The sequence below is a fragment of the Gaetbulibacter aestuarii genome, assembly GCF_039537665.1.
GTDB lineage: Bacteria > Bacteroidota > Bacteroidia > Flavobacteriales > Flavobacteriaceae > Gaetbulibacter_A > Gaetbulibacter_A aestuarii.
In genome coordinates this window covers 546,023-572,551 of record NZ_BAABAY010000002.1, presented here as the reverse complement: position 1 = coordinate 572,551, position 26,529 = coordinate 546,023, and the positions used below count along the sequence as shown (strand labels likewise).

20 protein-coding genes and 3 tRNA genes are annotated in these 26,529 nt (G+C 36.1%); 9 read left to right on the top strand and 14 right to left on the bottom strand.

The features are described from left to right. Positions 1 to 21 precede the first annotated feature (21 nt). Genes ABD682_RS11365 through ABD682_RS11345 form a run of 5 tightly spaced genes read right to left on the bottom strand, consistent with a single transcriptional unit; the run spans position 22 to position 4,805 of the window. A complete protein-coding gene (locus ABD682_RS11365) occupies positions 22 to 507 on the bottom strand; it encodes an ABC transporter ATPase (RefSeq protein ID WP_344741492.1) in 486 nt (161 codons plus the stop codon). Between the two features lie 41 nt (positions 508 to 548). Continuing rightward, complete coding sequence (locus ABD682_RS11360) at positions 549 to 1,340, bottom strand: (Fe-S)-binding protein (RefSeq protein ID WP_344741491.1); 792 nt, start codon at positions 1,338 to 1,340, stop codon at positions 549 to 551. A 10-nt stretch (positions 1,341 to 1,350) separates the two neighbouring features. Beyond that, positions 1,351 to 2,664 (bottom strand): 4Fe-4S dicluster domain-containing protein, encoded by a 1,314-nt coding sequence (locus tag ABD682_RS11355; RefSeq protein WP_344741490.1) that lies wholly within the window; start codon positions 2,662 to 2,664, stop codon positions 1,351 to 1,353. 2 nt (positions 2,665 to 2,666) lie between these two features. Then, the gene (locus ABD682_RS11350) at positions 2,667 to 3,632 is read right to left on the bottom strand and encodes an MlaD family protein (RefSeq protein ID WP_344741489.1); all 966 of its coding nucleotides are present in this window, start codon (positions 3,630 to 3,632) and stop codon (positions 2,667 to 2,669) included. Between the two features lie 51 nt (positions 3,633 to 3,683). Continuing rightward, a complete protein-coding gene (locus tag ABD682_RS11345; protein WP_344741487.1) occupies positions 3,684 to 4,805 on the bottom strand; it encodes an N-acetylmuramoyl-L-alanine amidase family protein in 1,122 nt (373 codons plus the stop codon). A gap of 137 nt (positions 4,806 to 4,942) precedes the next feature. Here ABD682_RS11345 and ABD682_RS11340 point away from each other — a divergent pair, with 137 nt between their 5' ends. Together ABD682_RS11340 and ABD682_RS11335 are read left to right on the top strand one after the other, a co-directional pair. Further along, positions 4,943 to 7,729 (top strand): putative LPS assembly protein LptD, encoded by a 2,787-nt coding sequence (locus ABD682_RS11340; protein WP_344741485.1) that lies wholly within the window; start codon positions 4,943 to 4,945, stop codon positions 7,727 to 7,729. 25 nt (positions 7,730 to 7,754) lie between these two features. Continuing rightward, the gene (locus tag ABD682_RS11335; protein WP_344741484.1) at positions 7,755 to 8,138 is read left to right on the top strand and encodes a Rid family detoxifying hydrolase; all 384 of its coding nucleotides are present in this window, start codon (positions 7,755 to 7,757) and stop codon (positions 8,136 to 8,138) included. On the opposite strand, the gene ABD682_RS11330 is transcribed toward ABD682_RS11335, so the two are convergent. From ABD682_RS11330 to ABD682_RS11310, 5 genes are all read right to left on the bottom strand, one after another. After that, complete coding sequence (locus ABD682_RS11330) at positions 8,135 to 9,550, bottom strand: response regulator (RefSeq protein WP_344741483.1); 1,416 nt, start codon at positions 9,548 to 9,550, stop codon at positions 8,135 to 8,137. The two genes, ABD682_RS11335 and ABD682_RS11330, sit on opposite strands and share 4 nt — an antisense overlap. A 197-nt stretch (positions 9,551 to 9,747) precedes the next feature. Beyond that, positions 9,748 to 10,608, bottom strand: coding sequence for an N-acetylglucosamine kinase (locus tag ABD682_RS11325; RefSeq protein WP_344741482.1), 861 nt, complete (start codon positions 10,606 to 10,608; stop codon positions 9,748 to 9,750). A gap of 79 nt (positions 10,609 to 10,687) precedes the next feature. Further along, positions 10,688 to 11,689, bottom strand: a complete 1,002-nt coding sequence (gene gap, locus ABD682_RS11320) for a type I glyceraldehyde-3-phosphate dehydrogenase (protein ID WP_344741481.1) — start codon at positions 11,687 to 11,689, stop codon at positions 10,688 to 10,690. A 16-nt stretch (positions 11,690 to 11,705) separates the two neighbouring features. Further along, positions 11,706 to 12,692: a 6-phosphofructokinase gene (gene pfkA, locus ABD682_RS11315; RefSeq protein ID WP_344741480.1), complete on the bottom strand. Its 987-nt coding sequence runs from the start codon at positions 12,690 to 12,692 to the stop codon at positions 11,706 to 11,708. Between the two features lie 152 nt (positions 12,693 to 12,844). Beyond that, entirely contained in the window at positions 12,845 to 17,233 is a 4,389-nt protein-coding gene (locus tag ABD682_RS11310) for a translocation/assembly module TamB domain-containing protein (RefSeq protein WP_344741629.1), read from the bottom strand. A 165-nt stretch (positions 17,234 to 17,398) separates the two neighbouring features. Here ABD682_RS11310 and tsaD point away from each other — a divergent pair, with 165 nt between their 5' ends. The 7 genes from tsaD to ABD682_RS11275 all read left to right on the top strand — a co-directional run bounded on the left by tsaD (position 17,399) and on the right by ABD682_RS11275 (position 23,594). Next, positions 17,399 to 18,421 (top strand): tRNA (adenosine(37)-N6)-threonylcarbamoyltransferase complex transferase subunit TsaD, encoded by a 1,023-nt coding sequence (gene tsaD / locus ABD682_RS11305; protein WP_344741478.1) that lies wholly within the window; start codon positions 17,399 to 17,401, stop codon positions 18,419 to 18,421. A gap of 4 nt (positions 18,422 to 18,425) precedes the next feature. Beyond that, positions 18,426 to 19,130: a 16S rRNA (uracil(1498)-N(3))-methyltransferase gene (locus tag ABD682_RS11300; protein ID WP_344741477.1), complete on the top strand. Its 705-nt coding sequence runs from the start codon at positions 18,426 to 18,428 to the stop codon at positions 19,128 to 19,130. Then, positions 19,123 to 19,782: a DUF4159 domain-containing protein gene (locus ABD682_RS11295; RefSeq protein ID WP_344741475.1), complete on the top strand. Its 660-nt coding sequence runs from the start codon at positions 19,123 to 19,125 to the stop codon at positions 19,780 to 19,782. The genes ABD682_RS11300 and ABD682_RS11295 overlap by 8 nt, the downstream gene beginning before the upstream one ends. A 23-nt stretch (positions 19,783 to 19,805) precedes the next feature. Beyond that, a complete protein-coding gene (locus tag ABD682_RS11290; RefSeq protein ID WP_344741473.1) occupies positions 19,806 to 20,321 on the top strand; it encodes a TrmH family RNA methyltransferase in 516 nt (171 codons plus the stop codon). Between the two features lie 70 nt (positions 20,322 to 20,391). Continuing rightward, positions 20,392 to 21,480 carry an AI-2E family transporter gene (locus ABD682_RS11285; protein ID WP_344741472.1) on the top strand — a complete coding sequence of 363 codons (1,089 nt, stop codon included), beginning with the start codon at positions 20,392 to 20,394 and terminating at the stop codon, positions 21,478 to 21,480. Positions 21,481 to 21,490: 10 nt separating this feature from the next. Next, positions 21,491 to 22,672 (top strand): THUMP-like domain-containing protein, encoded by a 1,182-nt coding sequence (locus ABD682_RS11280; protein WP_344741470.1) that lies wholly within the window; start codon positions 21,491 to 21,493, stop codon positions 22,670 to 22,672. Between the two features lie 280 nt (positions 22,673 to 22,952). Then, a complete protein-coding gene (locus ABD682_RS11275; protein WP_344741468.1) occupies positions 22,953 to 23,594 on the top strand; it encodes a hypothetical protein in 642 nt (213 codons plus the stop codon). Between the two features lie 282 nt (positions 23,595 to 23,876). Here the strand turns inward: ABD682_RS11275 and ABD682_RS11270 are convergent. The 4 genes from ABD682_RS11270 to ABD682_RS11255 form a co-directional block, all read right to left on the bottom strand. Beyond that, a tRNA-Arg gene (locus ABD682_RS11270) sits at positions 23,877 to 23,953 on the bottom strand. A 143-nt stretch (positions 23,954 to 24,096) separates the two neighbouring features. After that, a tRNA-Pro gene (locus ABD682_RS11265) sits at positions 24,097 to 24,171 on the bottom strand. A gap of 132 nt (positions 24,172 to 24,303) precedes the next feature. Further along, positions 24,304 to 24,387 (bottom strand) — tRNA-Ser (locus ABD682_RS11260). A gap of 86 nt (positions 24,388 to 24,473) precedes the next feature. Then, positions 24,474 to 26,522: an HD family phosphohydrolase gene (locus tag ABD682_RS11255; protein ID WP_344741467.1), complete on the bottom strand. Its 2,049-nt coding sequence runs from the start codon at positions 26,520 to 26,522 to the stop codon at positions 24,474 to 24,476. Positions 26,523 to 26,529 lie beyond the last annotated feature (7 nt).

Here is a 26,529-nt window from a genome sequence, read left to right as displayed (position 1 = left end):
ATTAAAAACGCAACGACGGCGTTATTTGATAAACCTACTGTGCCAGCTCTCTGAAGCAGGCACTTCCCAATTCTCTTTAAATTCTGCTTTGTTAGTTACAAGATTATTGAAAACAATGGTGTTCTTAGAAACCGCTTTGTCTTTGGCCATTTGTTTAAAATCAATTAGCGATTTATAAGCAACGAACTCACCCTGCTTGTAGGACACATTCATTTTATCCATAAGATCTACAACATATTCCTGCTCTAATTGCTGTATAAAATGCACAGAAGCATCAATAGAACATCCGGTGGCAGCATTCCTGTTCTGATCCAGGGCAATTATAATGAAACGCTTGTATTCAATGGTATAGCCTGCCTGAAGATCAGCTCCGTGGGCCGTCCATTGAGTTATAAAAGTATCTAGTTTTTGAGATATTTCATTAAGTTCTTCCTCTGTGAAGGAACGATTCGCCTGATAGATCCAAACTCGAGATTCATCGGGTAAACTTTCAAAATCTACTAACATTTTATTTTAGGGAATAAATCGATTAAAATTAAATTAATGGATTACAGATCCTGAGCATTCGCAATAAGCTCAGCAACATCCATAACGGCAATCGCGCCTTCTTTTTCTTTAGCCTTAATACCATCGGTCATCATGGTGTTACAAAATGGACAACCGGCTGCGATAATTTCAGGTTTTACATCCAGCGCTTGTTCAGTACGCTCAATATTAACCTCCTTATCACCTTTTTCAGCATCCTTGAACATTTGCGCTCCTCCGGCACCACAACAAAGCCCATTTCGTTTACAGTTTTTCATTTCCACCAACTCTGCTTCCAGTTTTTGGATCAGGTCGCGTGGTGCTTCATAAACATTATTGGCGCGCCCCAGATAACAAGGGTCGTGAAATGTAATTCGCTTACCTTTATACTGACCTCCTTCGATACTGAGACGCCCATCATAAAGTAAGGACTTTAAAAACTGAGTATGATGCATCACCTCATAATTTCCGCCTAATTCAGGATATTCATTCTTTAAGGTATTAAAGCAATGTGGACAAGCCGTTACTATTTTTTTAATTTCATAGCCATTCAAAACTTCAATATTGGTCATGGCCTGCATCTGGAATAAAAACTCATTTCCAGCGCGTTTTGCCGGATCACCGGTACAACTTTCTTCTGTACCTAAAACTGCAAAATCTACCCCGGCTTTATTCAGGAGTTTTACAAAGGCTTTTGTTATTTTTTTTGCTCGGTCATCAAAACTACCGGCACAGCCAACCCAGAATAAAACTTCAGGTTGTTTGCCTTGAGCCATATATTCGGCCATTGTAGGTACTTTTAGTGCTTCGCTCATGTATACTTATTTATTCGTTTTTCCAATTTAATCTATCCATTTGATTGTATGGCCAGGGCGCTCCATTATTTTCAATATTGGTCATCATATTGTTTAATTCCATGGGAGCAGCCGATTGTTCCATAACTAAATAACGTCGCATTTCAATAATGATTGAAAGCGGATCAATACTTAGCGGGCAAGCCTCAACACAGGCGTTACAGGAAGTACATGCCCAAAGTTCCTCTCTGCTGATATAATCATCGAGAAGTTGTTTTCCGTCAGGTTTAAATTCGCCATCATTAGCATCGATATTTTTTCCTACCTCTTCCAGCCGATCTCTAGTGTCCATCATGATCTTACGAGGTGATAATTTTTTCCCTGTTTGGTTCGCCGGGCACTCGCTGGTGCATCTACCGCATTCTGTACACGTGTAAGCATTAAGTAATTGTAACCAATTAAGATCTTGCACATCACTGGCACCGAACTTTGCAGGAACATCATCTTCTGCTCCTTCGGCAGGTGCAGCGAACGGATCTGCGTTCGGATCCATCATCATTTTAACCTCATTCGTAACAGATTCCAAATTATTGAACTGTCCTTTAGGTGTTAAACGACCGTAATAGGTATTAGGAAATGCAAGAAGTATGTGTAAATGCTTTGAAAAATACAGATAGTTCAAGAAAATCAGGATCCCAACGATGTGAAGCCACCAGGCACTGCGTTCTATAAAATGAATTGTTGTTTCCGGAAGTCCGGAAAACCATGGCGCTATAAACTGACTAAATATATTTCCGGTATTGGCTTGTTGTAAGGTAGGATCGGTAGCATTCATTACCAAAAATAATCCCATTAGAACCATTTCAAAATATAAAATATAATTGGCGTCATTCTTAGGCCATCTAGTCATTTCCTTACTCCAAAAACGCTTGATTTTTAAAGCATTCCGACGCAACCAGAAAACAATAACCGATACAAACACAAGCACAGCCAAAATCTCAAAAACACCTATTAGAAAACCATAAAATGATTCAGGTAGCACATGCAATCCAATGCGATGCGTTCCGAAAATACCGTCGATAATAATCTCCAGGACTTCAATATTGATAATGATAAACCCGAGGTAAACAATAACGTGTAAAATACCTGCAATGGGTCGACGCACCATTTTGGTCTGACCCAAAGCGATCATCGTCATGTTTTTCCAGCGTTCTGCTTTGTTATCGCTGACATCAACATCGTGCCCTAACTTAATATTTCGACGTAATTTTTTTACGTTTTTCGTGAAATAACCGACACCCAAAATGAGTACGATCACAAATAATATTTGAGAAACAAAATCCATTTTTAGTCTTGCTTATCTTTAATTTCATTGCCTTCTGCGTCGTACTGTTTTGCTTTTTTTCCGAATACAGAAAAATGTACGTAACGCTTAGGATTCAATTTCAGATCTTGAAGTAATTCTTCTAATTGTCTTGTAGCGCCTTCCAGATTATCGTAGAGGGAATCATCATTCATTAATTTTCCCATGGTACCATTGCCCTCATTAATTCCGGCAATCATGGTATTAAGGTTATTTAATGTTGATTGAAGGTCATTTATAGTTGATTTTAGATTCGCCTGTGCGAGAGAATCAGATACTTTTGAAAGATTACTACTAAGATGTTCAACATTGGCCAGCGATTTATTGAGATTACTTTCCTTATCACCGAGCATGTTATTTAGGTTATCTGAAGTTCGTTTGAAACTTATCAAAACACCATCTAAATCCTCGATGCTTTTTCTCATTTTAGCTTTGGCTTCTTCATCAAAAACATCATTCAAATTCGTAAAAGCTGTATTCACGCTAGTTGTAACTTTTTCAACTTTTTCTTGAAGGGGTGTTAATCGTTGATTCACCAGTTCACTTAAACCTGGTTTAATGGTACCTTCTAAAGTAGCACCGGACTCTGCCTTAGGCGCTCCATCAAAAGCCGGAACAACTGCAATAGCCTTCCCTCCTATGAGGCCGGTTTCATATAATTCCGCTTTGCTATTTTTTGAAAATTCAAAATCGCTATCCACGGTAAACTCCACAAGCAAATGGGCTGATCCATCACCTTTAAATCCAATTGATATTACTTTTCCAACACGAAGACCATTGATGGTAATTGGGGTTGAAGACTCCAAACCTTCAACATTGTCATAAACGGTATAATACGTTCTTGAAGAATTTAAAAGGTTTTTCCCTTTGAGATAATTAAAACCAAATATGAATAAAACGATACCAGCAATAACTAATACTGAGGTTTTTACTTCTTTAGATATTTTCAAATTAATTGAACTTTAGATTAACAAATTTAAAGTAAATATAGGAAGAACCTTTTAATTTGCCGCGGTTTTTAGTGCCTCTGTAAGACTAATTTTCTTTCCATCCTTAAATGCCACCACGAAACTACTGGTATACCCTTTCTTTTTCACCTCGTTTTCAAGATCTTTGGTCATATCGTAATTCGAGGTCTCGCCGTAAAAATATTTATAAAGATTTCCTTCCTTTTCACGAGTTACATGATCCAAACCATTAAAATTATAGGGTTTGGGTTCAAGCGCTCTGGAACTCGCTGCGATTTGGATTTTATATACAATGGGACTGTCATTTCCTGAGGTCGTTGTACTAGAATTGTCATGTTCAGTAATTGCATATTCCGTTGTATAACCGCTACTCAACTGATCTCGGTACTCTAAAATAGCTTTCGTAATAGCCGTTGCCGTTTGATTTTGTCCTTTAGAAGAATTTAAATAAGCGCCCTCCGTTTTGTTAGTTACAAAACCTGTTTCAATTAGTACACTTGGCATTGCCGTTTGATGAATAACCCACAAACTAGCCTGTTTTACACCGCGGCTTTTACGTTGATACATTTGTGAAAAGTTCTTCTCTATCAAGCTGGCCAACAATATACTCTGATCCGTATACTCTTCAGTTACAACAGAAAATCCGAGTAAGGATTCCGGTGAATTCGGATTAAAGCCCGAGTATTTATCTTGATAATTATCTTCAAGAAAGATTACCTCATTCTCCGCCTTGGCTACCTCAAAGTTACGCTGTGTATTTCCAACGCCCATCACATAGGTTTCCGTCCCGTAGGCCTGGCTGTAGTGAGCATTACAATGGATCGAAACGAACAGGTCTGCTTTGGCTTTGTTTGCAATTTTAGGTCGGTCGCGTAATTCAATAAAAGTATCTGTTTTTCTTGTGTAAATGACTTTTATATTTGGATTTTTCTCTAATTGTTCACCAACATCAAGTGCTATTTTTAGAGCTATATCCTTTTCCTTGTAACCATATTTTGAGGGCTTGCCAGGATCTTTTCCTCCGTGACCTGCATCCAGGACAACAACAAATTTATCTTTACTGTACTGAACCTTTTCATTTTCAAATTTATGGAATGAGCTTAGTGATAAAAACCCTACTAAAAATACGAAAAGTACTATATGCTTCGTTTTCATGAAAAACTATTGATTTTCTCTTTAAGATTTAAGAATTGAACGAGATGTTACCGTTTTAACGACCATTGATCCGGTTTATTTTAAATTGCAATTTTTAATTGGAATTATAAAACATACCCAGAAAAATATATGTAATTTTGGCATTTCAAAAACCGAGCCATACTTTTACAAAAATACATTTAAAAGCGTTGCATACAAACAACATTAAAATACTTTTTACTCTAAGTTTTACAGTGTTTATTAACATGTTAGGCTTGGCCCAAGAATTACCTACCAAAGGAAAAACCATTCCCAAAAGCGAGCCTATTATCCAAACCACGCGAGATACGACTCTGGTTATTGGAGATAGCCTTATAAACCCTGCTACAAACGTTAAAGAACAGGATTCTACGCTTAAAGACTCCATAGCTCCAAAAAAGGTCTTTTTAGAAAATAATGTAGTCTATCATGCTAAGGATTACACAACGTTCGACAGAAAAGCTCATAAAATGTATTTGTATAATGATGCCAAAATAGATTATGGCGACATGAATATTACGGCTGGAAATATCGTAATTGATTATACGAAGAACACTGTTTATGCTAAAGGGATAACAGATTCCATTGAGGGCTACACCCAAAAACCTGTTTTTACTCAGGGTAACAACAAAGTAGAACCTGATTCCATAGTATTCAATACAAAAACCAAGAAAGCCTTAATCTATAATTCTCAAACCGCACAAGGCGAAGGAACCGTTATTGCTAAGGAAACTAAAAAAGAGAATGATTCGGTTTATTTTATAAAAGATGCTAAATACACAACCTCAAAAAATCTTGATGATCCCGAATATTACTTTAAACTCAGAAAGGCTAAAGTGGTTCCTGGTAAGAAGATTGTAACCGGTTTAACGAATCTTTTTATTTATGATGTTCCAACGCCGGTTGGTTTACCTTTTGGATTTTTTCCACAATCTGAAAAGCATACATCCGGAGTGCTTATACCAAGTTTTGGAGAACAGAATGACCGGGGTTATTTTCTGCAAAATGGCGGCTATTATTTTGCTATCAATGACTATGTAGATCTTTCTGTTCTGGGAGATTACTATACTAACGGAAGTTATGGTTTACGCACGCAAAGCACCTATAGAAAGCGTTATAAATTTACAGGAAATGTTGGCTTGCGTTATGAAAGCCTTATTACCAGTGAGCGTGGTTTTCCGGATTATTCCAAATCAACAATTTATAATATTCAGTGGTCTCACAGCCAGGATGCTAAAGCAAGTCCGAATTCCAGGTTTTCTGCTTCGGTGAACTTAGGAAGTAGTACCTATTATCGAAACTCATTGAATCAGATAAATACAGGAGCCTTTTTGAATAACACGCTGTCATCCTCTGTTTCGTATTCAAAGACCTTTATGGGTGAACCACAGGTAAATTTAAGTGTTACAGCTACCCATTCACAAAATACCAATACCCAGCAAATTAACATGACCTTACCAACACTGCAGGCCAGTGTTAGTAGAATTTATCCGTTTGCTCCCAAAAATGGATCAAAAAAGGGTATCATTCAAAATATTAACTTTCAATACAATTTAAGAGCGGAGAATCGCATTCAGACCACGGACTCCTTATTTTTCACAAGCGCCATGTTCGACGATGCAAAAACCGGCATGTCTCATAGTATTCCGTTAACAACAAACTTCAAACTTTTTAAGCATTTTAGTGTTAGTGCGAGTACCAATTACCAGGAGGTTTGGACACTTAAAACCATAAAAAAATATTACGATGAAGTTAGTCGGCAATTCGTTACTGAAAATGTAAACGGTTTTGATGCCTTTAGAACCTACAATTTCAGCACCAGTATTGGAACAACCCTATATGGAATGTTCAATTTTGAAAAAGAAGGAAAAGATCGCAAGATAAAAGCCATAAGGCATGTTATGAGACCATCTATAAGCTATAACATCAATCCGGCCTTCGATAAATATTACGATGGTGTTGAAATTATTACAGCTGATGGCCAAACCCAAGAGGATATCAATAGGCAATATGGTACATACACGCGTTTTGAACAAGGTGCTTTTGGAACTCCTTCTCAAAGCTTTTCAAGTAATATCGGATTGTCGTTATCGAACAATATTGAAGCTAAGGTAAGAGATAAAGATAGTACGGCTACAGAACCTAAAAAGATCAAATTATTAAACAATTTAAATTTTTCAACCTCCTATAATTTAGCCGGTGATTCGTTGAAACTAAGCCCGGTAAGAATGAATGGTGGTACCACCCTATTCAAGAACAAACTGAATATTAACTTCGCAGCTACTTTGGACCCCTATGCTTTGGACAGCCAAAATAACCGAATCGATAAACTCAATATCAAAAACGGTGGAAGTTTGTTCCGACTCACCGGAGCAAATTTAAATGCCAGTTGGTCGTTCTCGAGTAAAAAGAGTGGTGCCAATGATAGAAATAAGGCCGGTATTGAGCAAAATGTGAGGAATGGTGGTCGCGCCGATGACCTTTTAGGTGTATCAGAGGATTTTACCAGGCGTAATTTAGAGGGCGACGACGAGAAAGAAAAAAGCGAAAATGATAGTCAATTATATAATTATAAAGTGCCCTGGAGTATTCGCGTGGCTTACGCCGTAAATTATTCCAATAGCCGTAGGCAAAATGAAATATCTTCGCATTCTATCATGTTCTCCGGTGATATACAACTTTCCGATAAATGGTCAGTTGGAGGCTCCTCCGGTTACGATCTGAAAAACGCCGGATTTACCTTTACGCAATTGCGTTTTGAGCGTGATCTTTTAAGTTGGCGTATGAATTTTAGTTGGGTACCATTTAGCTCCAGAAGTTCCTGGAATTTCTTTATTGGAATTAAGTCCAGTATGTTGAAAGATCTTAAGTACGAGAAACGTAAACAACCGGACATTCAACTATAAATTCAGCAATTAATTTTTTAAGTAAATGAAAACGATTATTACTACCTCTGACGCACCGCAACCCATCGGCCCATATAATCAGGCTATCTTAAGCGGAAATACCTTATACACTTCCGGTCAGATCGCCATTGATCCAACTAACAATAGCTTGATAACGCACAACATAAAAGCTGAGACAACACAGGTTATGGAGAATCTCGAAGCTGTTTTAAAAGCTGCAGATATGGCATTTTGTCACGTTGTAAAAGCTACAATATTTATAGCCAATATGGATGATTTTGGAGAGATAAATAGTGTATATGGAAGTTATTTTGATGAATCTACCGCTCCGGCTAGAGAAACCGTTCAGGTAGCAAAATTACCCAAAAATGTAAATGTGGAAATTAGTGTTATTGCTGTAAAATCTTAATGTATTATTGAGGTTTTTGGAGCGTAATTCTCAAGCAGTTCTTTAAGCCTATTTACATCAATTGGTTTTGCAATAAAATCATCAATTCCTGCTTCTTTGGCATTTGTAATATCTTCTTCAAAGGCACTTGCGGAAACGGCAACAATCGGAGTGTTTTTTTTGAGGTATTTTGCAGTCTCTTTGATGGCTCTGGTTGCCATGTAACCATTCATGTCAGGCATATAAATATCCATAAAAATGATATCAAAGTCCTCTTTTTCATAAAGTCGCACCGCCTGTAATCCGTTACGAGCAAAAGTACACTCCGCTCCTAATTGCTCTAATAAGAACTTAATTACCTTTTGATTGGTAAGATTATCTTCAGCTATCAAAACATGAATGTTCTCTCTTAAAATCGGTTGGATCTGGCTCGATTCCTCTTTAACGTTTAACGTCTTCTTAAGTTGTAAACTAAAATAAAATGTGGAACCCTCATTTTCCTTACTTTCTAATTTAAGTTCACCACCCATTAATTCTACTAAACTATAAGAAATAGAAAGCCCCATGCCTCCACCACGGTAATCCATAAATAAAGGGTTTAAATGGTCTGAAGGTTGTAAAACACTTTTTACCTCCTCCGGCCCCATACCAACTCCTGTATCCTTGATATAGAAACTTACGATCTGGTCGCCATCCAAATTCACGGTATCATCAACTATAATAGAAATTTTTCCCGTATTTGTGAATTTAATAGCATTATTTATCAAATTGATTAATACTTGTTGAATCCTTGCTGAATCGCCTAATAAAGAATATTTCTTCTTGTTTTTTGATAAGAATTTGAATTCAAAATCCAATCCGTTTTCCCAGGCCTGATATTCAAAAACCTTAAATAGTCGCGTTAAATCAGTTTTCAAATCTATAGGAGAGAGCTTCAGTGTCACATCGCCACTTTCCATATCGGCGTTATCGGTTATCATATTAACCAATTGCAAAAGATGCTTCGATGAATATTCAGCAATTTCTACCTGAGCGATTTGATCACCATTTAAGTCCGTTTCCTTAAGCATGTTCAGCATTCCTAAAACCGTACTAAGTGGTGTACGAATTTCATAACTCATATTGGCTAGGTACGCCGATTTATGATCTACCGTATTTTGTGCTTTATCGAGCTCGAATTTAAGGTCCTCAATGCGGTTATTCAGGTTTTTCCTAATCAGATCATGTTTTAATTGATTTTTAAAAAAGTATTGTAAAATGAGAATTTGTACCACACATAAACCCAAAAGAATTTTCACCAAAGTAGAGCTCTCAATCGATTGGTCTATAAAAAAGTAGGTAAGAGAGAGTATCGCTACAATTGAAAGGAAGACAACAAAAGAAAGTACAAATCTGGGTGTTAAACTATCTTTAATTTTGCTATAAAACGCCATTAATATGTGATTATATCACAGGGTAAATATATTAATAAAAAGTTTAAGAGAGCTACTTGATTTCTATTAAACTTAATGAAATAGTTACGTTTGAATGAAAAAAGATCGACATCATGTCGTTGAAAAAACAATTAAACTACCGAAAATCAAGACGATAATTGAAGAAATAAAAACATTTAGTAATTCAAATACGCGAATTACATATCATTTGTATGGAAAGGTATCAAACCATCTATTGGACGTCTAATAAAATTACCAACTTTAAAACCCATTTCCTGCGCTACTTCCCTAATTTCATTTTGAGAAAAATATGCAATCGATCCGGCAAAATGAACAGGGACGGTTTTTAACTCTTCCTTATATTGCATGATCATATTAGTTGCGAAAAGACGAATCCCCTTTTTAATTAGGTTCGTGGTATACTCTGAATCTTTATGTAAAAACATAAATTCAGCAAAGTTTGCTAAATAAGCATTCGGACTTGGCTGTTTATATAAGTTATATTTAATATAGTCGGCATCCATATTATATTTTGCACCAAAAGCCACTTTTTCATTTTCCGGCATATGGTTGAAGTAATAATCTCTAATCAACTGTTTTCCATAATAGTTTCCAGATGCATCGTCCATCAAGGTATAACCTAAAGATTTAACACGTTGATGTAAGTTTTCGCCATCCCAGTAACTACAATTAGAACCGGTTCCTAAAATACAAACAACGGCCGCTTCTTTGGGGTGATTTATTGTGGCAAAAACGGCTGCCAAGGTATCTTCATTCACTTCAACATGAGCATTCGGAAAAATATCTTCGAGAACTTCACTTAATAATTTCTTGGCATTTTCGGTACCACAGCCTGCTCCGTAGAAAAAAACATGGGTGACAATATCCTTATTTTCACTCAGATCCTTGCTTTCTCGAATTATTTTACTCAATTTTTTTTTAGAAAGAATAGCAGGGTTAAGACCCTTCGTACGTATCTTCTCAAGTAATTTATTTCCGTTTTTATCTACCGCGATCCAGTCGGATTTGGTAGATCCACTGTCTACTATTAAAACCATAGCTTAAAGATAAAAAAAAACTTCACATAAAGAACGTTAAGCTCATTATGTGAAGTCTTATAGTGTTATAAATTCAAAATTAAATTTTGCTGATGTATTGAGCCAAATCAACAAGTTTCGTTGAATAACCAAACTCATTATCGTACCAGGACACCAACTTAAAGAAGTTATCATTTAATGCAATACTTGCTCCGGCATCAAAAATACTGGTCATAGATTCTGAAACAAAATCCTGAGATACCACAGATTCTTCAGTATAACCTAAAACACCTTTAAGAGGTCCTTCGGAAGCCGCTTTTAACGCTGCCTTCACTTCATCCCAAGAGGCTGATTTTTCAGTTCTAACCGTTAAATCAACTACTGAAACATCCGGGGTTGGTACTCTAAAAGCCATACCGGTTAATTTTCCATTCAATTCAGGAATTACCTTACCAACAGCTTTCGCTGCTCCTGTTGAAGATGGAATAATATTGGCTAATGCGCTTCTACCGCCTCGCCAATCTTTTTTAGATGGTCCGTCTACAGTCATTTGCGTTGCTGTAGTAGCGTGAACTGTAGTCATCAAACCTTCAATAATACCAAAGTTATCGTTAATAACTTTAGCCAAAGGCGCTAAACAGTTTGTTGTACAAGAGGCATTAGATACGATGGTATCTGCTGCTGTTATTTTATCCTGGTTAACACCCATTACAAACATAGGTGCATCCGCAGAAGGCGCTGATATAGCCACCTTTTTAGCACCTGCTTTTAAGTGCGCTTTAGCTTTATCTAAAGTGGTAAAAATACCGGTACAATCTAACACAACCTCTGCACCTACAGCATCCCATTTAAGATCTTCAGGGTTACGCTCAGCTGTAATTCTGATCTCATTACCGTTTACTACCAGGTTACCGTTCTTAATATCAACGGTACCATTAAATCTTCCGTGAACTGAGTCATATTTTAATAAATAAGCTAAATGATCAACATCTAAGAGATCATTAATTCCTACTATTTCGATATCAGGTCTAGAGGCCGCTACTCTAAAAGCGATTCTACCTATTCTTCCAAATCCGTTAATTCCTAATTTTAGTTTTGACATATTATTATATAATTGGTTATGTGCTCATGATATCTGAGACACGTAAAAGTTCTAAATTAATTTTTGTTTTTCCTTTAATTGCCTTATCCAAAGGCGTTAATTCCATTTTACTATTTAATAAACCAACCATAAAATTGGTTTTACCTTCTAATAATGATTCCACTGCTTTAACACCCATACGACTTGCTAAAACACGATCAAAGCAAGATGGAGGTCCACCGCGTTGCATGTGCCCAAGTACGGAAACACGAACATCGTACCCTTCCATATTTTGATCTACGTAGTCTTTAAGTTCAAAAATATTCTTTCCTATTTTATCCCCTTCGGCTACAACAACTATACTTGAGGTTTTACCTGTTTTTCTACTTCGGTTCAGAGAGTCTACCAAGCGTTCCATTCCTAAATCTTCTTCTGGAATCAGAATTTCTTCAGCTCCACCGGCAACACCTGTATTTAGAGCAATATGTCCGGCATCTCGTCCCATAACTTCTATAAAGAACAAACGATTATGCGAACTTGCTGTATCCCTAATCTTATCAATGGCGTCAACCACAGTATTCAAAGCGGTATCGAAACCTAAAGTATGTGACGTTCCGAAAATATCATTATCAATGGTTCCGGGAATTCCCATAACAGGAAAACCAAACTCCTGGTTAAAGATCAGAGCTCCGGTAAAAGAACCGTCACCACCAATAACTACAAGCCCGTCCACATTATTTTCTATGAGATGTTTATGGGCTTTTTGGCGTCCTTCTTTAGTTCTGAATTCTTTAGATCGAGCCGATTTGAGGATCGTTCCACCTTTATTAATGATGCCGCGAACACTACGGGCATCCATTTCTTTAAAATCTCCTTCAATGAGTCCCTCGTATCCACGATAAACTCCAATACATTGAATATTGTGATAAGCACATGTCCTGACCACAGATCGGATAGCGGCATTCATTCCCGGTGAGTCTCCTCCTGAAGTTAATACTGCTAGTTTCTTTATTAATTTCGGCATTTATTTTCTGATTAACTGAGTAAAATTACTAAACAAAAAGCACATTTCTAAGTCTTAGGCTATATTTTCAATCAGGAATAGAAACTATAACGTTTTAGTTGATAAATTAATCGAATCCCTTGGTATACAAGGGGTAATAAATAGGTGATTTTCTAGATTTGACTCGCCGGTGATACATCAGGAATTACTTTTTCCTCGGTTTCTACGGGTTGTTCTTTAGTATCTTCTTTGGCCTTAGTATTCTTCTTTACAATATTTCGGAGCAGTTCCTTAAAGGTATCAAAATCTACATTATATGACAAACCGATACCTTGTGTGTAACCAATATTCTCTCCAAAATTTCGAATGCTGTTCTCACGATTGAACACGCGCGCCGTTAGGGTTCCCTCTTTATTCAACAGAAAATTAATCTCAACATCACCGGCTACAACCGTTTCGGTAGCACCGGCACCTCCTACAGGCACACCCACTTTACCATTAATTAATACACGATCGCTTATCTGGGTTTGCAAAGTAAAGCCTACTCTATTATCTGTTTGATAATCGGCTGTATTTTGTCCGGCTTCAAAATAAGGATTCATATTGAATTTACCATTTTTCGAACTAAAAATACCGCCAATAATACCATTAAGACGCTCGGCAATTGTACCCGACAAGCTTATATCATTAAATCCTCGTCCTTGAAACGATCCTCCACTAGCAAGAAAATATAAAGCCTGATTACTAATATTCTCATCGGTTCCCAAACGGTACTGCAACTCTGATTTAATGGCTGAATTCACATTAGGAAAATCAAAATTAAATGTTGGTTCGGGTTGTTCCAGATTTCCGGTTAGTTCAATAATCAATTCCACCGGGATACTTCTGTTTACCGGGTTATCCAATAAAGGCGATGGATTAGCTTGCGTTTTATAAACAGCTTTCATATTAATTTGTGCGTCAAGAGGATCCCCATTCCAAGCAATGGTACCACCGGGTTGTACCGTGAATTCTTTCTGCACCAAACCTCCATAAGCAAAATTATATACACCTTCGAATACGGAGAAATCCCCCCACATATCAAACTTTCCATTGGTGTTTATTTCAACCAAAATACCACCTCGTCCGCGGCCTTTCAGGGAATGTCCGGTATCTTTATTAATTATAATTTCCACCTCAGCATCTTCCGTAATATCTAAATCAAAATCAAGTTCTAATCCTTTTATTTCGTTAAATACGATCTCCTCCCCTTTTTCTCTGGCACTTTTTTCTTCGGGAGTTATAAAATGTATATACGAATTGTCTCCAAAGGATTCTGTGTCCTTTAATGGAATTTTAAAAACGGTTCCTGCTTTTGTTGCGCCTTCAACACTAATTACCAAAGCTTCCGTTGGCCCCTCTAATGTGGCTTCTCCTCCTATAAAACCGGTACCGTAATAAAGCGCTTCATCAGATTCCTGAGTATCTAAAACCAATAATCGATCTGTTTGAATATCCAAATCTAAACTCCAATTAGAAAAATTTTCATGACTTAAACGACCTTTGAAAATACCTTTGGATTTATATTTCGTATCTGTTATACCAATAGAATTGAAAATGAAAGTTTGGTCTTTTAGTGTGACACTAGACTTTTGTTCAAAATCGTAATCTACGTTAAGATACGGAATACCCAATCCGGCATTTTCCAGCGTCAAATCACCATCAAAACCCGGTTTGGATAAATCGCCTACAACATCTACCTTGCCTGTTACCTGTCCCCTAATTTTGTTAAGCACGTCCTGAAGCAAAGGGTTTAATGGCTTTAAATTGAACTTGTTAAAATTAAGTGACACATCAATTTTCGAGCTTTTTCCCTGAACAGAAATATTCCCTTTTGCATTAAATGATTTCGCCGTATCATTTTTAATAAAAGCATCTACCGTGTAATTGGTTAAATCTTCATTACCCTTAATACTGGCGTCAAAAGATCCCAGCATAAAATCATTAACCTCAAAGTCGTCAATTACCACACTTGAATTGGGTAAATAACTACCATTTTTTTGTAAAATATCTAATTTACCATTCACTTTTCCAGCCAATGACAAACTATCTATATCCGGTGTTATTTTCGCCAGATCGACATCAGTAAAATTCAGTTTAATATCTTTTTGAGTGGAGTCTTTAACGAAACCCGATAGCCTGATTATTTCGTTCTGATGATTAATCCTAAATTTATCAATATTAAAGGTTGTTAAACCTTTATCGAACGAAACTTTATTGTTCTGGTTCTTATCTTCATTAATGTACCATTTATTATTTTTAATCGTAATATCGGATTTTTTAAATCCAACTACCGACTCATTATCCTTATTTATCGTATGATATAAACTCAAATTGAATTTATCATTGTTCTGTTTACCTCCCGTAAATTCGGAGCGTACAAATAAAGTATCATTAACCGTAACATTTATCAAATTGAATTTAGAAACTTCGTAGTATTTGGTGTTCAAACTGTCAATTTCCAGGTAGGTATTAAAAAGCGGATTACTATTGTCTACCTGCAACTCTATATTGTTGGCAAAGTTCTTTTGAAACGTAATTTCCGGCGATTTAAAAGTTAAACGAAATTTCTTTTCATCACTATCCACCCGCCCTCGAATAAAGGTATTTTTTCCTAAACTCAGTTCCGGATAAATAACTTCGATAATTTTGTTATAAATTTTAAAATTGAAATCGATATGCTGATTTGTTTCAACCTTATTGGGCTTATAATTGGTATAAATGTAACCTATAGAGTTTTCAAAAAGTTTTTTCAGATCTCTGAACTTAAACTTTCCTTCCATGTGGCCATCTATAATATCTGGAGAAAGAATGTCTATAAAACGGGTACCATCAACAAATTTTGATTCTAATGTAAGGTTATCGAAAACATAAGTATCATTTTGGTTTTTATAACTGGTGTTTTTAAACACAATTTTACCATAAGCATCATCGTAACCGCTGGCATTCATGTTCATTTTTACCGAGCTTTTTAGAATGGATATATCATCCTTTTTTACAAAATTTAAAGCCTTTAAATCTGCATAACTCACTTCAGCCTCGAAATCATATTTGTTCACCTTTTCTGAAAAATCAACAAATCCGGTAAAATTCAATATTAGGTTTTTATCGTTTGCTATTAAGTTTCCATCAAAAATTTTATTTCGCACATTCCCGGCAACCTTGATGCTGGAGTAATTGTAATTGTTGTATTCAATATTGTAAATATCTCCTTTTACAGCCGTGTTTATTTTTTCGGCTACAAAACCTTTACCATCCACATCAAAATCTAATGAAGCTTTTCCAACTTTGGGATCATTCAAAAAAGTTCCAAAATCAAACTGATCGAATTTAAGTGTTCCCTTATATCCGGCATTATCAATATCATTCACCTTATTGATCTTAAGATTAGCATCAACCAACCCAAGATCCGTATTGATATTTATATCTGCATCAACAGTTGAGGCTGTGACATTAGAAGTTCCAGTAATTTTAAACTTACCAAGATTTTCAAAAGCAGTAGGAATTACTTTCCCTAAAACGTTAGGCATTATGGCATCGAGATCCCAATATGTAGATGTTAAATTGCTAAATTGGGCGTCCATTTCAAAACCTCCTTTTTCTTTACTAAAGACATTTTTAAAGTTGATATCTCCTCGAATTCGCGTATTCCTACTTACCAGATCCAGTTTATTAACATCCAAATCGTTTAAGGTTCCACTGATATCTACATCCAAACGCGCGTATTGATCTCTCCCGAATTCGTTATAAAAAGTATTCAACTCATCCAACTGAATTTTAGAATCTCGTAATTGTGCGTCTATCTTTACTTTATCAACAAAATATTGTAAATCCTTACGATCGTAGGTAAACTTAAGATATCCTTTTATTATCGATCTTGGTGTTTCTATTTCAAGATCATCAAAGGTCATTCCCGTTAATGTATACTCGAAATTGGTCATCATATTTTTAACAGCCAGACCTCGACTATCTTTTAAAGCTAGTTTATTTATTCGGGCACTTACATCACTCCCCTTGATCAGGAAATTCGTAGCATTAATATGAAGATCATCAAGCTCCAAACCTTTAGAATCCGGATTGTTATCATCTGAAATACGGAATATCCCATCATTAATATTCACATCACTGGAAGACATTAAAAAATCACTTTTTTCCTTTCTCGGGTTGTCATCTTCAAACTTGGCCACAAAAACATCCAAATTGGTGTCCTTGTAACCTTTATAAGTTCTAATATTGAAAACCAGACCCTGAATATCAATATCTCCAAAAGTGAGTTTATTGTTGAATATCTTTTTTAAACTAATGATCGAGGTATTGAGTTCATCAATGGCGATTAAGGTATCTTGTTTAAAATCTTCAATGTATATTTTCTTGATTTGAACGTCACCGTTAAGTTGCATCCCGATCTTATCAATGTTGATGTTCGTTCCAAAATCTTCATTGAGTCGTTTGGTAGCATAGTTTCCCAAAGCCGTTTGAACAGGCGGAATGGAAAGTACTAAAACGCAAATAATAAATAGCATCAAGAGGATGCCAATAATTTTATACGTTATTTTAAATGCTTTTTTGATGGAGTTAAGAGTTATGATTTAAATTTGAATAGCCTATTTTTGTACTTACGAACATGAAGCATAGCAAAGACTTCCAATTTGTTCAAAATTAACAATTATTGTGCCTAAAATTCACATATGGACTCAGAAAATATTTTTATTCTCGGAATTGAATCATCTTGCGACGATACCGCGGCTTCCGTGATCCATAATGGTCAGATTTTGAGCAATGAAGTAGCCAGCCAAAAAATACATGAAGCTTACGGCGGTGTAGTGCCGGAACTTGCCTCCAGAGCACATCAACAAAATATTGTCCCTGTAGTACATCAAGCGCTTAAAAAAGCAGGTATTGAAAAATCACAACTTGCGGCGGTAGCTTTTACCAGAGGCCCCGGTTTAATGGGAAGTTTACTTGTGGGCACCTCTTTTGCTAAATCTTTAGCTTATGGTTTAGATATTCCACTCATTGATGTTAATCATATGCAAGCCCATATTCTGGCCCATTTTATTGATGAACCCGGATTTAAAAAACCGCCTTTTCCGTTTTTAGCGCTTACCATTTCCGGAGGTCATACACAGATTGTTCGCGTGGATCATTATTTTGAAATGACCGTTATTGGTGAAACTATTGATGATGCGGTTGGAGAAGCCTTCGACAAAAGTGGAAAGATACTTGGGTTGGGTTACCCTGCCGGTCCTGAAATAGACAAACGTGCCAAATTAGGAAATCCCAAAGCCTTTAAATTCACGAAACCTAAGGTTGATGGATTAAATTTTAGCTTCTCCGGATTGAAAACAGCTATCCTTTATTTCATTCAAAAAGAAACCAAATCCAATCCAAATTTCATTGAAGAAAACCTGAATGATATTTGTGCATCCATTCAATATACGATCATCAGAATTTTAATAGACAAATTAAAATTGGCTTCAAAAGAAACAGGAATCAGGCATATAGCTATCGGTGGTGGCGTTTCTGCCAATTCAGGAATTCGCAATGCCTTAAAACAGGGCGAATCAAAATTTGGTTGGACCACATATATTCCTAAATTTGAATTCACTACTGATAATGCCGCAATGATCGCTATTGTGGGATATTTAAAATATCTTGAAGGCAATTTTTCAAAACAAAGTATTACAGCCACTGCCAGATTGAAGCTTTAAAACCATGCAATTATTTTTTACACCTCATATTGATGAAAACAGCAACACCTTTAGTTTTGATAAAGATGAAAGTAGGCATATTGTTAAGGTGCTTCGAAAAGCTAAAGGAGATCTTTTAACTATAACGAATGGAAAAGGGTGGCTTTTTGAAGCTGAAATTTTGCAACCGGATCAAAAGCAATGTTCAGTAGCCATTATTTCAAAAACGAAGCAACCGCCTCGTCCATACACGGTTCATCTTGCTGTAGCTCCAACCAAAATGAACGATCGTTTCGAATGGTTTTTGGAAAAGGCTACTGAGATCGGGGTTGATCGTATTACACCACTGCTTTGTGAACATAGTGAACGACGCGTGATAAAAAAAGAGCGGTACGAAAAAGTAATTCAAGCGGCAACCAAACAATCCTTACATTATTACATGCCGGAACTTGATGATCTGACGCTGTTTGATGATTTCATAAAGGAAAAATTTACAGGTGAAAAATATATTGCCCATTGTGAGGAAACCGAAAAAAAATCGCTTAAAACAGAATTAAAACCGGGTTCTCACGTTACCATTTTAATCGGTCCGGAAGGTGATTTTTCATCCCGGGAAATTACTGAAGCGCGTAATTCCGGTTTTAAACCGATATCACTTGGAGACACCCGACTTAGAACTGAAACAGCAGCCATAGTGGCTTGTCATTCCATAGCTTTTATAAATGAATAAAAATATATTGAAATACCTTTTTTGGAGTTTAAGTTTTTGCTTCTTAGCAATAGCTACAAATGCTCAAGAGATCGCACTTTTAAAATATAAGGGCGGTGGCGACTGGTATGCCAATCCTACGTCTTTGCCAAATTTAGTAGCTTTTTGTAATACACATATTAACACCAAAATAGATCCAAACGTCCCTACCGTGGAAGCTGAAAGCCCGGAGATATTTCAATATCCATTCGTACACATGACGGGCCATGGTAATGTATTGTTTGATGATGAAACAGCGGCAAACCTTAGAAAATATGTGTTATCAGGCGGCTTTTTACATATCGATGATAATTACGGGCTGAAACCATATATTGAGCGTGAACTTAAAAAAGTTTTTCCTGATAAAGAGCTCATCGAACTACCAGCAGATCATCCAATTTTTAGTGCTTTTTATAAATTCCCAAAAGGACTTCCCAAAATTCATGAACACGATGGCAAAAGACCGCAGGCTTTCGGAATTTTTAATGATGGCCGACTTGTAATACTTTTTACTTACGAATGCGATCTTGGTGACGGCTGGGAATCTCCTGCAGTGCACAACGACCCACCTGAAATTCGGGAACAAGCATTGGAAATGGGTGCCAATATTGTAAAATACGTTTTCGAACATTAGTGCATTAAAAGCGGTTTTTAAAAATGAAACAGCTTACACATTATAATTCCAAATTCAAAGAGCGACGTTTTCCGATCGTATTAGTTTGCGATAATGTAAACAATGCACCAAATATTGGAAGTTTATTTCGAACGGCAGATGCCTTTGGAATTGAGAAACTTATACTTTGTGGAGAGCATATCCATTTGGGTAGAAAAATTAAAAAGACATCAAGAGCAACAGAAAAAACTGTTTCATTTGAAATGGAAAAAGACATCAACAGTGTTTTGCTACAATTAAAAAATGAAAATTATAAACTTGTTTCTCTAGAGATCACCGAGAATAGTTCTCCTATTAGGAAGTACAAATTTGCGGGTGAGAAACCAATCGCTCTGATAGTTGGTGCAGAAAATGAAGGCATTTCCGAAGAGGTTTTAAAATTATCTGATACCGTTTTGCACATCGATATGTTTGGCCTTAATAGTAGCATGAATGTGGTTCAGGCATCCACGATTGCTTTATATGAGATCACTTCACAACTTCAAAATACCTCGGAATAAAATCTCAATTAACAAAAAAGAATAGCAAAACAGGCATTTTTTGCTAAATTCAAATTAGTATATTTACCGCATGAACTCGAACGATATTTCGAAAGGAATCCTGAAAGCCGTAGCCATCATTGTTGGTGTGGCCTTGCTTTGTTACTTACTCTACGAAATTCGCTCCGTGATCAGTTATGTAGCCATTGCCGCAGTGATCTCATTGATCGGACGGCCCATCGTTATTTTTCTGGTGAATAAGTTAAAATTTAAAAACACCATCGCCGTTGTTGTTACCATTGTGTTTTTACTCAGTGTCTTTTTGGGTTTGATGAGTCTGTTTGTCCCATTAGTACTAAAACAAGGACAGAATCTATCCCTGCTTAACATTAACGATTTACAACGAAATGTTGAAGATCTCTATTCTGAAATTGTTAATTATTTCAACTTAAGGCAGATTGACATTGAACAATCCTTTAAAGCTTCAAACCTCCTGGATAATATCGATTATTCCATGATCCCAAATTTCCTGAATAGTGTTATCAGTAGTTTAGGAAGTTTTAGTATTGGGCTTTTTTCGGTGTTATTTATCTCATTTTTCTTTCTAAAAGACAGTCATTTACTTGAGAACAGTTTAACGGCTCTTGTTCCGGAAAATAATGAAATGCGATGGAAAAAGTCGTATGTTAAAATCAAAGATCTTTTGTCCCGTTATTTTGTTGGACTTATTTTCCAGATTCTCGTACTTTTTATTGTTTACACAATTGGCTTATTTATAGTAGGTATCGATAATGCGGTAGTGATCGCCTTCCTTTGTGCTCTCTTTAATTTAATTCCCTACCTGGGACCATTGATCGGATTGATTATTATGATCACTTTAACCATGACCAGCAATTTAGGTATGAGTTTCAGTGAAGTAATATTACCAAAAACATTGGGTGTTTTAGTTGTTTTCGGTATCGGGCAGCTTATCGATAATTTTGGTAGTCAGCCTATCATTTATTCAAAAAGCGTTAAATCGCATCCTTTAGAGATCTTTTTAGTGATCCTTATTGCCGGAATTTTATTCGGTATTGTAGGTTTAATTATTGCCATTCCGACCTATACTTCTTTAAAGGTGATTTTAAAAGAATTTTTATCCGAAAATAAGCTCGTTAAAAAATTAACCCGAAATTTATAATGGGATCCTTTTGAACACGGCAGTTTTAAATACAGAGGTTCAGGAATTTATCAATAAAAATTTAAATACCGACTTACCCGGACTGGTATTAAAACAACCGGAGTTACCGGATGTTACTACCGACGATCTCATTCAACAGATCGAATCAAAAAAGCGTTGTGAAAAGAAATTACCAACCTGGTTTCATTCTAAAAATATTTATTACCCAAATAAGCTGAATATTGAGCAAACCTCCTCAGAAAGAACAGCAGATTATAAATCAACATTGATATCTGGAAAATCATTGATCGATATTACAGGTGGCTTTGGAGTGGATGCTTTTTATTTTTCTAAAGCAATTGATCAGGTTACGCATTGTGAAATTAATCCTGATTTATCTCAAATTGTTACTCATAATTTTTCTGCTCTGGAAGTGGAAAACATAACGTGTATTGCCTCCGATGGTTTGGAATATCTGAAAAATTCCAAAGATATTTTTGATTGGATCTATGTAGACCCATCTCGACGAGACGCCAACAAAAGCCGTGTTTTTTTTCTGAAGGATTGCTTACCAAATGTACCCGAAAATTTAAATATCCTATTTGATCATAGCAAGGATATCCTCATTAAAACAGCTCCTTTACTAGACCTAAGTGCCGGATTAAACGAACTTAAGAGCGTAAAGCAAATTCATGTTGTTAGTGTAAATAACGAGGTTAAAGAATTGCTCTGGATTCTTCAAAAAGGATTTTCAGGTACGGTGGAAGTGATCACTGTAAATTTAAAAAATAAGAAAACAGAGATCTTTCAATTTAATTTAGAAGAAGAAAAAAAAGCCCATGCTCATTATAGTGAACCGCTATCCTATCTTTATGAACCTAACGCATCAATATTAAAAGCCGGAGCATTTCAAATGATTGCTGAAAAATATAAGATAAACAAACTTCACAAGCATACCCATTTATATACCAATGAAACTTTGATCGAATTTCCCGGACGTCGTTTTATGATTGAAAATGTGATTCCTTTTAATAAAAAAGACATCAAAAAAGTTGGAATCAAAAAGGCTAATATAACTACAAGGAATTTTCCAGAGAACGTGAAACAAATTCGACAAAAATTCAATATCTCCGATGGTGGCGAGGCCTATTTATTTTTTACTAAAGATTTAAAGGAGAAAAAGATGATAGTTGTTTGCAATAAAATTGAATAAAAAAATAAAACTTCAATAAGTTGAACATTTGCGTTTTAAATATTTTAACCTATTTGGAATAACCACTAAAAATAGAAAATTATTTTTTGGTAATTTCTGATATTCATCATTAAAAAATATTACTTATCTTACTATATTTCAATACTTTAAGCACAAGTGATATCAATTTTTGGTATAAAACAGCTACGAGATTAATGTAGTGAATTAGCTTAACCAACCACCTCTTCTACCTTTTCGGTTCTACATTATTTAAATTAAAAATATCTAAATTTTAAAAAAAATGAATCGTTTACATGCATTTATGACAGCCCTAACATCTTTATTGCTTATTCTTTCTTGTTCCAATGAGCAAATTCAAAGTACAGAACCTACTGATGGCATTTCTTTAAAAATGGCAGCACAAAAGGCCATTACGGTACCATTCAAAGCAACTTTTTATACGCTTAGAGATTATTCGTTTACCCCCGATTGTTCAGCGTATGCTTCAGACGTTCCTGAAGAAGATTTTGGTAGTGCCGGTAATTATCAGGTTGGTGAAGGTGAGGGCACCCACTTGGGAAAATTTACTACGATCATCTCATTTTGCGGCGGTCCTAATTTCCAATATAAAGCAGGAGAAGGTGTATTTGTAGCTGCAAACGGAGACGCGTTGTATTATAACATTCCACCTCCAGGTGTTATAGGTCAAATATATCAAATTTTTGATGACCCTTATTATGAGCTTTGGTTCGGAGATGCTTTTGAGTTTACTGGCGGCACAGGTCGTTTTGAGGGTGCTACAGGAGGTGGTTACACAGACAGTTGGGTGAACCTTATTGAAGGTGGCTGGGCTAACTTCCCGGACGGATTTATACCAGAACATCAAACCGATCATGTTTTTACCGGAACGCTTACATTTTATCCGGGTAGTGCATCCAAATAAATAGTGTTAAAGGTATTTTATGGTAAGATAAGGAGTTGCATAGTGTAACTCCTTTTTTATTGGTTTTAGTCTTTAAAAAGCAATATGTTAGTTAAAAAACAACCTTTTTAAACCAAATTCATTTTTAATTTCAGCAACAATTTAATTACTTTTTGTGCATAATACTAACAGATAGTAACAACTATTAGCCGAATACTTGGCTAGATTACGGGAAAATAGCGGGAAAACGATTGTAAAAAAATAACGTAAAGTATTGAAAATCAATACTTTACGTTAAAATAATGGTGATCGCGACAGGATTCGAACCTGTGACCGTCTGCTTAGAAGGCAGATGCTCTATCCAGCTGAGCTACGCGACCGGACCATGTGTAAAAAATTCACATTTTAATTTGTCGGGGTGGCAGGATTAATTGCTTTGATCCTGATTGGATTTGTTGCAAATTAAACCATTCCACTCCTTTAGTAAAGCGAGCTTTCCACAAGAGTTCCTCGCTTTAATTTGTCGGGGTGGCAGGATTCGAACCTGCGACCTCCTGCTCCCAAAGCAGGCGCGATAACCGGGCTACGCTACACCCCGAATTGGGCGTTAAAAAATAGTCCGACAGACTATTTTTCTGAAAGGGCAAGCTGTCGAGCCGTAATTCCTTTCATGACGCTATCCATATTCTTCCTGTTTTTTCAGATGCGAAGATTGTTCATCCATTTCTAGCGGAGAGACCGGGACTCGAACCCGGGCGACACTTGCGCGTCGACAGATTAGCAATCTGCTCCATTACCACTCTGGCACCTCTCCTAAATTCTAATAAGAACTTGTGCAATAAAATTGCGGTTGCAAATGTAATTTAATCAAAAGAACAACGCAACTTTTTATTTATTTTTTTATTCCGGGTATTCGATCCTTAAATGATAGATATTCGCGAGCTTTAATTTAAGCACCTTCTTGATCGACTGGATTTCCTTAAAAGTGATATTGGCATTTAAAAATTGCCCTTCCTCGATCTGCTTATCAATGATATTCTCTACAAAAGCATCGATCTTTGTAGTGGTTGGTTCCTTCAAGCTTTTTGAAGCCGCCTCGATACTATCACTCATCATTAAAATAGCGGTTTCCTTGCTAAAAGGTTTGGGTCCGGGATACGTGAAATCTGCCGTATCGGTTTCATCAAAATCCTTCTTATGCTGTACATAAAAATAATACACCAAACTTGTACCATGGTGTGTCCGAATAAAATCGATAACACGGTCCGGCAAATTATTCTTTCGAGCAATTTCGATACCATCAATAACGTGATTTATAATGATTCTGGCACTTTCCTTGGCGGATAATTCGTCATGCGGATTTATTGCTGTAGATTGGTTTTCAATGAAGTACGTAGGGTTTTTCATTTTACCAATATCATGATACAAGGCTCCTACCCTTACCAACATAGCATTTGCTCCAATTTCATTTGCCGAAGCTTCAGCTAAATTCGCAACATTCAACGAATGATGAAATGTTCCTGGTGCTACATTCGACAGTTCTTTAAGTAATTTTGAATTGGTATCCGATAATTCCAAAAGCGACACATCACTTACCAGCCCAAACAATTTTTCGTACGCATATATCAAAGGTTGCACAAATAGTGTTGCCAGACCGTTTAAAATAAAGAGTCCGAAAACCGTCCACTCTAAAGTTTCTATAGTGCCTTCATGGATTACGAAAAAGGCGAAATAGGCAACAATGTATATCAACGTAATTTGCCCTACAGAAATAAATAAATTCGCACGTTTGTACAACTCAGAAACCGTAAGGATCGTAACAATTCCTGCAATAATCTGGAGGAACATATATTCATAACTATTGGGAACTATAAACCCTAGTAGTAATACGGTTATAACGTGTGCAAAAAGACCTAAGCGGGCATCAAAAAACGCCTTGAATATTAAGGGCATGATACAAATGGGGACTACATAAATATATTTAGAATTGTAGTTGATCACCAGAGTGGTTAAAAAAACCATTAAAAAGATATTAAAGAAAATGAAGGTCACCTTGGTGTTATTATCAAAAACGTCAGGTCTGTATTTTCTCAAAAATAAAAGAAGCATCAAAAGGGCTAGTGAGACTAGTAACGTATAGGCGAATAACACCCAATAGAAACTGGTTTGATTCCATACCTGCGACTGGTATTCCAATTCCAGTGATTTTAATATTTGAAATTTATCGCCCTGAACTACTTCCCCTTTCGCTACAATTAGGGTTCCCCGTTCAATACTTCCACGGGTGTAAATAATTTTATCTAAACTTTCCTGGAGCGCCTTATCCGTGAAAACTTTATCGAATTTTAAATTTGGTTGAATTAGATCAAAAAATAAGGAGGTAAATACGGTTTTATAATCCTGAAGATTTTCCTTGCTAAGGTCTGAATTTATAATGGTTGTGAGATGATCCTGTTTGGTAAGATCCGAAAATAATCCGTCCTGCTTTTTAACTCGTCCATCTAAAATCGCAATAGTTCTGTCGTTTGAAAAATTATAATTCTCATCTAGAACACCATAATCGTAAATATCATTAATGATGGCCTGTCCTGCATTGTAAAGGTGATTTAACCGACGGTTGGGAACTGAATCAGCAAAAGTTTTTTGAAATTCCTGTTTGTAGGCTTCATCTACAGCAGATTTTATACCATTGTCCAGGTCAAAATACAGGGTAGCGTTTTCCGTAACAGCTTTTTTTTCTGCGGAAATTTCATCTTCTGATTTTTTTATAGCAAAATCAAAAGGTGCATAAAGGTTCTCAGATTGCCAGGGCTTTCCTTTCTCAAAATTGTATTTAAATTTTCCGCTTTTCGGAAAAAGATATACAATAACAAATGTGGTACAAACAAACAATAATCCTTTGTAGATCAGGGAATGGTTTCTGTACAATTTGTTTATAAAGTCTTTCATTTAAAAT

Coding starts and splice junctions, on each gene's coding strand:
- ABD682_RS11365 (WP_344741492.1), bottom strand. CDS start 507: ATGTTAGTAGATTTTGAAAGTTTACCCGATGAATCTCGAGTTTGGATC.
- ABD682_RS11360 (WP_344741491.1), bottom strand. CDS start 1,340: ATGAGCGAAGCACTAAAAGTACCTACAATGGCCGAATATATGGCTCAA.
- ABD682_RS11355 (WP_344741490.1), bottom strand. CDS start 2,664: ATGGATTTTGTTTCTCAAATATTATTTGTGATCGTACTCATTTTGGGT.
- ABD682_RS11345 (WP_344741487.1), bottom strand. CDS start 4,805: ATGAAAACGAAGCATATAGTACTTTTCGTATTTTTAGTAGGGTTTTTA.
- ABD682_RS11335 (WP_344741484.1), top strand. CDS start 7,755: ATGAAAACGATTATTACTACCTCTGACGCACCGCAACCCATCGGCCCA.
- ABD682_RS11330 (WP_344741483.1), bottom strand. CDS start 9,550: ATGGCGTTTTATAGCAAAATTAAAGATAGTTTAACACCCAGATTTGTA.
- ABD682_RS11325 (WP_344741482.1), bottom strand. CDS start 10,608: ATGGTTTTAATAGTAGACAGTGGATCTACCAAATCCGACTGGATCGCG.
- gap (WP_344741481.1), bottom strand. CDS start 11,689: ATGTCAAAACTAAAATTAGGAATTAACGGATTTGGAAGAATAGGTAGA.
- pfkA (WP_344741480.1), bottom strand. CDS start 12,692: ATGCCGAAATTAATAAAGAAACTAGCAGTATTAACTTCAGGAGGAGAC.
- ABD682_RS11310 (WP_344741629.1), bottom strand. CDS start 17,233: ATGCTATTTATTATTTGCGTTTTAGTACTTTCCATTCCGCCTGTTCAA.
- tsaD (WP_344741478.1), top strand. CDS start 17,399: ATGGACTCAGAAAATATTTTTATTCTCGGAATTGAATCATCTTGCGAC.
- ABD682_RS11300 (WP_344741477.1), top strand. CDS start 18,426: ATGCAATTATTTTTTACACCTCATATTGATGAAAACAGCAACACCTTT.
- ABD682_RS11295 (WP_344741475.1), top strand. CDS start 19,123: ATGAATAAAAATATATTGAAATACCTTTTTTGGAGTTTAAGTTTTTGC.
- ABD682_RS11290 (WP_344741473.1), top strand. CDS start 19,806: ATGAAACAGCTTACACATTATAATTCCAAATTCAAAGAGCGACGTTTT.
- ABD682_RS11285 (WP_344741472.1), top strand. CDS start 20,392: ATGAACTCGAACGATATTTCGAAAGGAATCCTGAAAGCCGTAGCCATC.
- ABD682_RS11275 (WP_344741468.1), top strand. CDS start 22,953: ATGAATCGTTTACATGCATTTATGACAGCCCTAACATCTTTATTGCTT.
- ABD682_RS11255 (WP_344741467.1), bottom strand. CDS start 26,522: ATGAAAGACTTTATAAACAAATTGTACAGAAACCATTCCCTGATCTAC.